This window comes from Leptothrix discophora (genome assembly GCF_030705305.1).
In the GTDB taxonomy this organism is placed as follows: domain Bacteria; phylum Pseudomonadota; class Gammaproteobacteria; order Burkholderiales; family Burkholderiaceae_C; genus Sphaerotilus; species Sphaerotilus discophorus.
Genome location: NZ_JAUZEE010000004.1, coordinates 386,745 through 393,735, shown reverse-complemented (window position 1 = coordinate 393,735; position 6,991 = coordinate 386,745). Strand labels below are relative to the sequence as shown.

Here is a 6,991-nt window from a genome sequence, read left to right as displayed (position 1 = left end):
TTGCCGCCTATCTCCAGACTTCTTGCTTCGCGCAAGAACCTGTTGACTCTTCACAGCTAGGTCAGCCTGCAGCGCCTGCACATGGCGGGCATGGCGCAGCAGCACCTGGCCGGAAGTGGTCAGCCGCAGCGGCCGCGAGCGCACCACCAGCGGCTGGCCGACGCGCGTTTCCAGCGCACGCAGGCGCTGAGAGACGGCACTCTGCGTGACCGCCAGCCGGCGCGCGGCGGCGTCGAAGCTGCCCTCATCGACCAGCGCGATCAGGGCATCCAGGGCGGCAGGGTCGAGGGGTTCCACGGCGCTTCTTTCATCAGGATGGCTAATGATTCGTGATGAATATTAATCGCGCTTCTCGAAACCGGGGGCCAGGTCCAAGATGCCGTCCATTCCGCAACACGCTTCCCGCAAGGAGTTCCTCATGCACGTGATCGTCCTGGGCGCCGGCATCATCGGCGTGAGCACCGCCTGGCACCTGATCGAGCGCGGCCACACCGTCACGATGGTGGACCGCCAGCCAGATGCCGCGCTCGAGACCTCCTTCGCCAACGGCGCGCAGATCTCGGTCAGCTTCTGCGAGCCCTGGGCCAGCGCCGATGCGCCGCTCAAGGTCGCGAAATGGCTGCTGCGCGACGACTCGCCGCTGCTGTTCCGTCCGCGCCTCGATCCGCACCAGTGGCGCTGGGGCCTGTCCTTCCTGACCCAGTGCAACGACGCCGCGTTCGAGCGCAACGTCGCCCAGCTGGTCGCGCTCGGGCGCTACAGCCACCAGGCGCTCAAGCAGGTCGTGGCCTCGACCGGCATCGAGTACCAGCGCCTGGAGCGCGGCATCCTGCACTTCTTCTCCTCGCAGGCCGACCTCGATGCCGGCGCGGCGGCGGCGGCCCTGATGCGTCGCCACGGCGTCGACCGCCAGGTGCTGGACCGGGCCGGCGTGCTGGCCGTCGAGCCGGCGCTGGCGGCCCACGGAGAGCGCATCTTCGGTGGCACCTACACCCGCAGCGACGAATCGGGCGACGCCCGCGTCTTCACCCAGGAACTGGCCCGCCGGGCCGTCGCCAAGGGCCTGCAGGCGCACTGGCGGCATGAGGTCCTGGGCCTGGAGCAGGGCCCCGGCGGCGCGGTGCAGGGCGTGCGGGTGCGTGACATGGACAGCGCCGAAGCCCGCACGCTGCGCGGCGACGCAGTGGTCGTCGCGATGGGTTCGTACAGCGCGCCGCTGCTGCGCCCGCTGGGCATCCACCTCAACATCTATCCGGCCAAGGGCTATTCGGCCACCTTCGCGCTGCGCGACCCGTCGCGGGCCAGCGTCGTCAGCCTGCTGGACGACAGCCGCAAGATCGCGATCTCGCGCCTGGGCGACCGGCTGCGCGTGGCCGGCACCGCCGAGCTGGCCGGCTACGACACCCGCCTGGACACGCCGACCGCCCGCACCCGCTGCGCGGCACTGAGCCGGCGCGTCGAGGAGCTGTTCCCCGGCGTCGTCGACACGAACGAGCCGTCCTACTGGACCGGCCTGCGCCCGAGCACGCCCGACAACATCCCGCTGATCGGCCGCACCCGCCTGCCGGGCCTGTGGGTCAACGCCGGCCACGGCACGCTGGGTTGGACCCATGGTGCCGGGTCCGGGCTGGCGCTGGCCGAGCTGATGAGCGGCCGCCAGCCTGAACTGGCCTTCCGCTTCCTGGGCCAGCCCGCAACCCAGCCGCGAGGCCGGATGGCCATGGCCTGAAGGCGATCGGTCAGGTGAACCGGTCCGTGACGCCTACGTGACGCACGCGCCACAACATGTGACAAATTCACCTTTTTGACTCCACCTTCGTGGGGATGCTGGTGGGGGGGTACCCCCCCTAAAGTGTGAAGCAGTTGCTGTCACACGGCCTTGGAGTTCCGGCGCCAGCGATCGAAGCGGTCACATCAAAACATCCACAGACTGCAGAGATCCGGACGTTCGGTACCGATTTCGTTCCCTTCAGAACGCTTGCAGGCCCACCCTCACCGGTGGGCCTGTTCTTTTTTGGGGCGCTCGAATCGACGGTGTCGCGGCCCGCGTCAGGGCTTGAAGCCGTCCTTCAGGCTCTGCCGCAGGAAGGCGACCAGCGCGTGCACCGCGCGGGGCACGTAGGGGCTGTAGGGCCGGATGGCGAACAGCGACTCGCCGAAGCTGCCGACCGGGCGCCAGTCCGGCAGCAGCGTCTGCAGCGTGCCGGCACGCAGGGCCGATTGCGCGCTGAAGTCCGGCAACAGGGCGATGCCCAGGCCGTCGATGGCGGCCTCGCGCAGCGCCTCGCTGTTGTTGGCGCTGAAGGGGCCGCGCACGGCCATGGTCAGGGGCGGGGTCGAGGCCGAGGCCTCGTCGGCGGATCCGGCCAGCGGCTGGAACTGCCAGGTCGGCGTCTCGCCCGGCCGGGCATAGGGCAGGCAGTCGTGCAGGCCGAGGTCGGCCGCCAGCTCGCGCGGATGTTCCGGCCGGCCACGCCGGGCCAGGTAGTCGGCGCTGGCGACCAGGCAGGAGCGGGTCTCGCACAGCGTCCAGGCGACATGGGTCTCGGGCGGCCGGGCGGTGTGGCGGATGGCGAGGTCGAAGCCCTCCTGCGCCAGCGAGACCAGCTGGTCGGTCAGCACCAGCTCGACGCGCACCTCCGGCACCTCGCGCAGGAAGCCCGCCAGGCGCGGCACGATCTGCTGGCGGCCCAGTGCCACCGGCGCGGTGACACGCAGCAGCCCGCGCGGTGCGGCGGCCAGGTCCTTCACATGCGCCAGCTCACGCTCGATCTGCGCATAGGCGTCGCGGGTGCTGTCGGCGAGCTGCTGGCCGGCCTCGGTCAGACGCACGCTGCGGGTGGTCCGGCGCACCAGCGGCACGCCCGCGGCGCGTTCCAGATCGGCGATGCGCTGGCTCATCGCGGCCTTGCTGACGCCCAGGCGCTGCGCCGCGGCCGTGTAGCTGCCCAGCGCGCCCAGCACGCCCAGCCAGTGGATGTGGGCCCAGAGCCCGTCGACGCGGCGTGCTTCCATGTTTCTTCCGATGGGCCTTCAGCTTGTGCATCACCCTGCATGGAAACCGGCTTTGTTCCTGATTTCCACGGGGGATTGTTTGCTCTCGTGAACAGTGTAGTCAGCCCGTGGACCTTTTTCCGGCCGCCTTGGCTGCCTAGACTGCGTCCATGCTCATCGCTTGAGCACCGCAGCCTGCGATGTCGCAGCCTGCCACCACCTGGAGACCGACATGGGCGCACCCGACGCATTCACTTCCACCACCGACGTGGGCCACTACATCAGCGGCAAGGTCGTGCCCGGCAGCAGCGGCCGTTCGCAGGGCGTTTACAACCCGGCCACCGGCCAGGTTGCCCGCCAGGTCGCGCTGGCCTCGGTCGATGAAGTGAACGCCGCCGTCGCGTCCGCCAAGGCGGCCTTCCCGGCCTGGTCGGCGATGCCCGCGATCCGCCGCGCCCGCATCATGGACAAGTTCCTCGCGCTGCTGAACCAGCACCGCGACACGCTCGCCGCGATCATCGTGGCCGAGCACGGCAAGGTCTTCACCGACGCCCAGGGCGAGGTCACCCGCGGCATCGAGATCGTCGAGTTCGCCTGCGGCATCCCGCAGCTGCTCAAGGGCGACTACACCGAGCAGGTCTCCACCGGCATCGACAACTGGACGATGCGCCAGGCGCTGGGCGTGGTCGCCGGCATCACGCCGTTCAACTTCCCCTGCATGGTGCCGTGCTGGATGTTCCCGGTGGCGATCGCCTGCGGCAACACCTTCGTGCTCAAGCCCAGCGAGCGCGATCCCTCGGCCGCGCTCTTCATGGCCGACCTGCTGACCCAGGCCGGCCTGCCCCACGGCGTGTTCAACGTCGTCCAGGGTGACAAGCTGGCGGTCGACACGCTGCTGACCCATGTCGACGTGAAGGCGCTGTCCTTCGTCGGCTCGACCCCGATCGCGCAGTACATCTACGAGACCGGCGCCCACCACGGCAAGCGCGTGCAGGCCCTGGGCGGCGCGAAGAACCACATGGTCGTGATGCCCGATGCCGACGTCGACCAGGTCGTCGACGCGCTGATCGGCGCGGCCTACGGCTCGGCCGGCGAGCGCTGCATGGCGATCTCGGTGGCGGTGCTGGTCGGCGACATCGCCGACCAGGTGGTCGAGCGCGTGGCCGAGCGTGCCCGCACGCTCAAGGTCAGGAACGGCATGGAGCTGGACGCCGAGATGGGCCCGATCGTCACGGCCCAGGCCAAGGAGCGGATCGAGAACTACATCGGCATCGGCGTCGAGGAAGGTGCCCAGCTGGTCGTCGACGGCCGCCACTTCAAGGTGCCCGGCTTCGAGGGTGGTTTCTTCACCGGCGGCACGCTGTTCGACCACGTCAAGCCGTCGATGCGCATCTACCAGGAAGAGATCTTCGGCCCGGTGCTGTCCTGCGTGCGCGTGGCCGACTTCGCCAGCGCGGTCGAGCTGGTCAATGCCCACGAGTACGGCAACGGCGTGGCCTGCTACACCAGCGACGGCAACGTGGCGCGCGAGTTCGCCCGCCACATCCAGGTGGGCATGGTGGGCATCAACGTGCCGATCCCGGTGCCGATGGCCTGGCACGGCTTCGGCGGCTGGAAGAAGAGCCTGTTCGGCGACATGCATGCCTACGGCGAAGAGGGCGTTCGCTTCTACACCAAGCAGAAGTCGATCATGCAGCGCTGGCCGGCGAGCATCGCCAAGGGCGCCGAATTCACGATGCCCACCGCCAAGTGATGTGAGCCCCTCGAACGGCGTATCCGCCGTTCGGTCCCCCGTGGGGACGCCGGCCGGCTTGGGGCGGCCCGGCGCTCGGCCGGCCGCTTCGTTCACGACCTGAAACCACGAAGGCCGCCGATGCGTCATGCATCGGCGGCCTTCGTTCTGGTTGGCTGGCCGATCGGCCCCGTGCGTCAGCGGCTGTGTGAACTGAGCGTCTCGTAGCGCTGGTCGTCCTGCTGCGCCAGCTGGCGGCCGATCAGCTCGCGGCGCTGCAGGGCGAGGTCCGACACCAGCACGTCGAGGATCACCGTCTGCATCAGCCGCGACACCATGGGCACCAGCGCCTGGCGGTCTTCCGGGTGGTCGACCGGCAGCACCACGTCGGCCAGCCGGGCCAGCTCGCTGCGCTGCGGGCACATCGCGATGACCCTGGCCGAGCCCCGCCGGGCCCGCGTCACGGCCTCGTTGATCGGCTCGATCGCACCCGAGTTGGAGATCACCAGCAAGACGTCATCGGCGCCCAGGAAGGCCGCCGTGATGCTCTGAAGCTGCGCATCCGTGCGGGCCACCGCCTGCAGGCCCAGGCGGCCGAACTTGTTCTGGGCCTCCTCGGCCACCAGCGCGGCGGTGCCCACGCCGTAGACCTCGATGCGGCGGGCCGTCGCCAGCAGCAGCACGGCCTGCTCGAAGGCCTGCGGGTGCAGACGGTCGCGCAGCGCGATCATGGCCGAGATGGAGTTGTTGAGGATGGTGGCCATGCGCTCGGCCGTCGGCGCCTCCGCGCTGACGCTGCGGTGCGTGACCTTGGTCGTGCCCGACAGGCCGGCACCCAGGCGCAGCTTGAAGTCGGACAGTCCCTTGAACCCCATCGAGCGGCAGAAGCGCAGCACGGTCGGCGTGCTGACACCGCAGCGATCGGCGATGCGCGCGATCGGGTCGCTCATCCAGGCGCGGGGTGCCGACAGCAGGTCGTTGGCGACCAGCCGCTCCGAGGTCGACAGCTTCTGCAGCGCCGCGCGCACGTCGTCGAGCAGCGGTTCGGCGCCGTGGTCGGCGGTCAGGTGGTCTTCCAGGAAGGCCGAAGCCCCACGCAATGCCGAGCGCGGCGCGACCACCACCCAGGTCGGGATGGCCTGCAGCCAGCGCGAGAAACGCCCCTTCTGCTCGAAGCGGGCCCGAAAGGCCGATTGTGCAAAGAAGGGCAGGATCTTCGGCACGATGCCGCCGCCGACGAAGATCCCGCCGGTGCTGCCCAGCGTCAGCGCAACGTTGCCGGCGACCGTGCCGAGCATGGCGCAGAACATCGCCAGCGCCTCGCGGGCGACCGGGCAGGGCGATTCGGCCAGTGCACGCGCCGACACCTCGGGCGCGCCGAGCTGCGCCGGCACGCTGCCGCCGGTGCGCGCGGCCAGCGTCTCGTAGATCAGTTCCAGGCCGCTGGCCGAGATCAGGCGCTCGCCCGAGGCATGGCCGTAACGCGCCTGTGCGGCGGCCACGACCAGCGCTTCCTGCGCGTCCTGCGGTGCATAGCTGGCATGGCCGCCTTCGCTGGCGAGCGTCACGTAGCGGTCCTGCACGGGAATCAGGGCCGACACGCCCAGGCCGCTGCCCGGGCCGATCACCCCCTGCACGCCACCGGGCGCCGGCTCCCCGCCACCGACCTGCACCTGCTCGGACGGCTCCAGCCGCGTCAGGCCCATGGCGAGCGCGCTGTAGTCGTTGATCGCCAGCAGCGTCTTCAGGCCCAGGGCGCGGCGCATCGCCTCGACCGAGAAGGACCACGGGTGGTTGGTGAGCTGCACATGGTCGCCCGCGATCGGGTTGGGCAGCGAGAAGGCCGCGTGGTGGACCGCCGGGTTGCCCTGGCGGGCGAGGAAGACGCGCACCGCGTCCTCCAGCGTCTCGTGCTCGGCGCAGGGCAGCACGTCGCTGGCGCTGTAGTCGTCCGGCGCGCGCTCCAGCGCGAAGCGCACGTTCGAGGCGCCAACGTCGGCCAGCAGGCGCAGACCGTCGGGGTAAACGACGGAAAGCTCATGGGGATTCATGCGGTCAGTGTAATGAAATTACGTTGTAACTCTCAAGCGGTGGAACGCGACTGGAAATCCAGGTTTGCCTGGATTCTGGAATCGCAATCGATTGCGGCTTGATGTTGTCTTGGACAATGAGAGGTGAACTGACGCCTGGATGACCTTCGAACTTCAGTGTTTACCCTGATTGGGGCAACGATGTAAGGAAATTACATTGGCGGCGTGGCGGCTT

5 protein-coding genes are annotated in these 6,991 nt (G+C 69.4%); 2 read left to right on the top strand and 3 right to left on the bottom strand.

From position 1 onward, the window contains the following. Positions 1 to 297 (bottom strand): LysR family transcriptional regulator (locus Q8X39_RS10375; protein ID WP_305749586.1); only part of this gene is annotated, 297 nt, incomplete at its 3' end. Between the two features lie 121 nt (positions 298 to 418). Here Q8X39_RS10375 and Q8X39_RS10370 point away from each other — a divergent pair. Then, complete coding sequence (locus Q8X39_RS10370) at positions 419 to 1,729, top strand: D-amino acid dehydrogenase (RefSeq protein WP_305749585.1); 1,311 nt, start codon at positions 419 to 421, stop codon at positions 1,727 to 1,729. Positions 1,730 to 2,049: 320 nt separating this feature from the next. On the opposite strand, the gene Q8X39_RS10365 is transcribed toward Q8X39_RS10370, so the two are convergent. Then, entirely contained in the window at positions 2,050 to 3,015 is a 966-nt protein-coding gene (locus tag Q8X39_RS10365) for a LysR family transcriptional regulator (RefSeq protein WP_305749584.1), read from the bottom strand. A gap of 211 nt (positions 3,016 to 3,226) precedes the next feature. Between Q8X39_RS10365 and Q8X39_RS10360 the strand changes: the two genes are divergently transcribed. Next, positions 3,227 to 4,747, top strand: a complete 1,521-nt coding sequence (locus tag Q8X39_RS10360; RefSeq protein WP_305749583.1) for a CoA-acylating methylmalonate-semialdehyde dehydrogenase — start codon at positions 3,227 to 3,229, stop codon at positions 4,745 to 4,747. A 176-nt stretch (positions 4,748 to 4,923) separates the two neighbouring features. Here Q8X39_RS10360 and glk read toward each other — a convergent pair whose 3' ends face one another. Then, entirely contained in the window at positions 4,924 to 6,777 is a 1,854-nt protein-coding gene (gene glk / locus Q8X39_RS10355) for a glucokinase (protein ID WP_305749582.1), read from the bottom strand. Between the last annotated feature and the right edge of the window lie 214 nt (positions 6,778 to 6,991).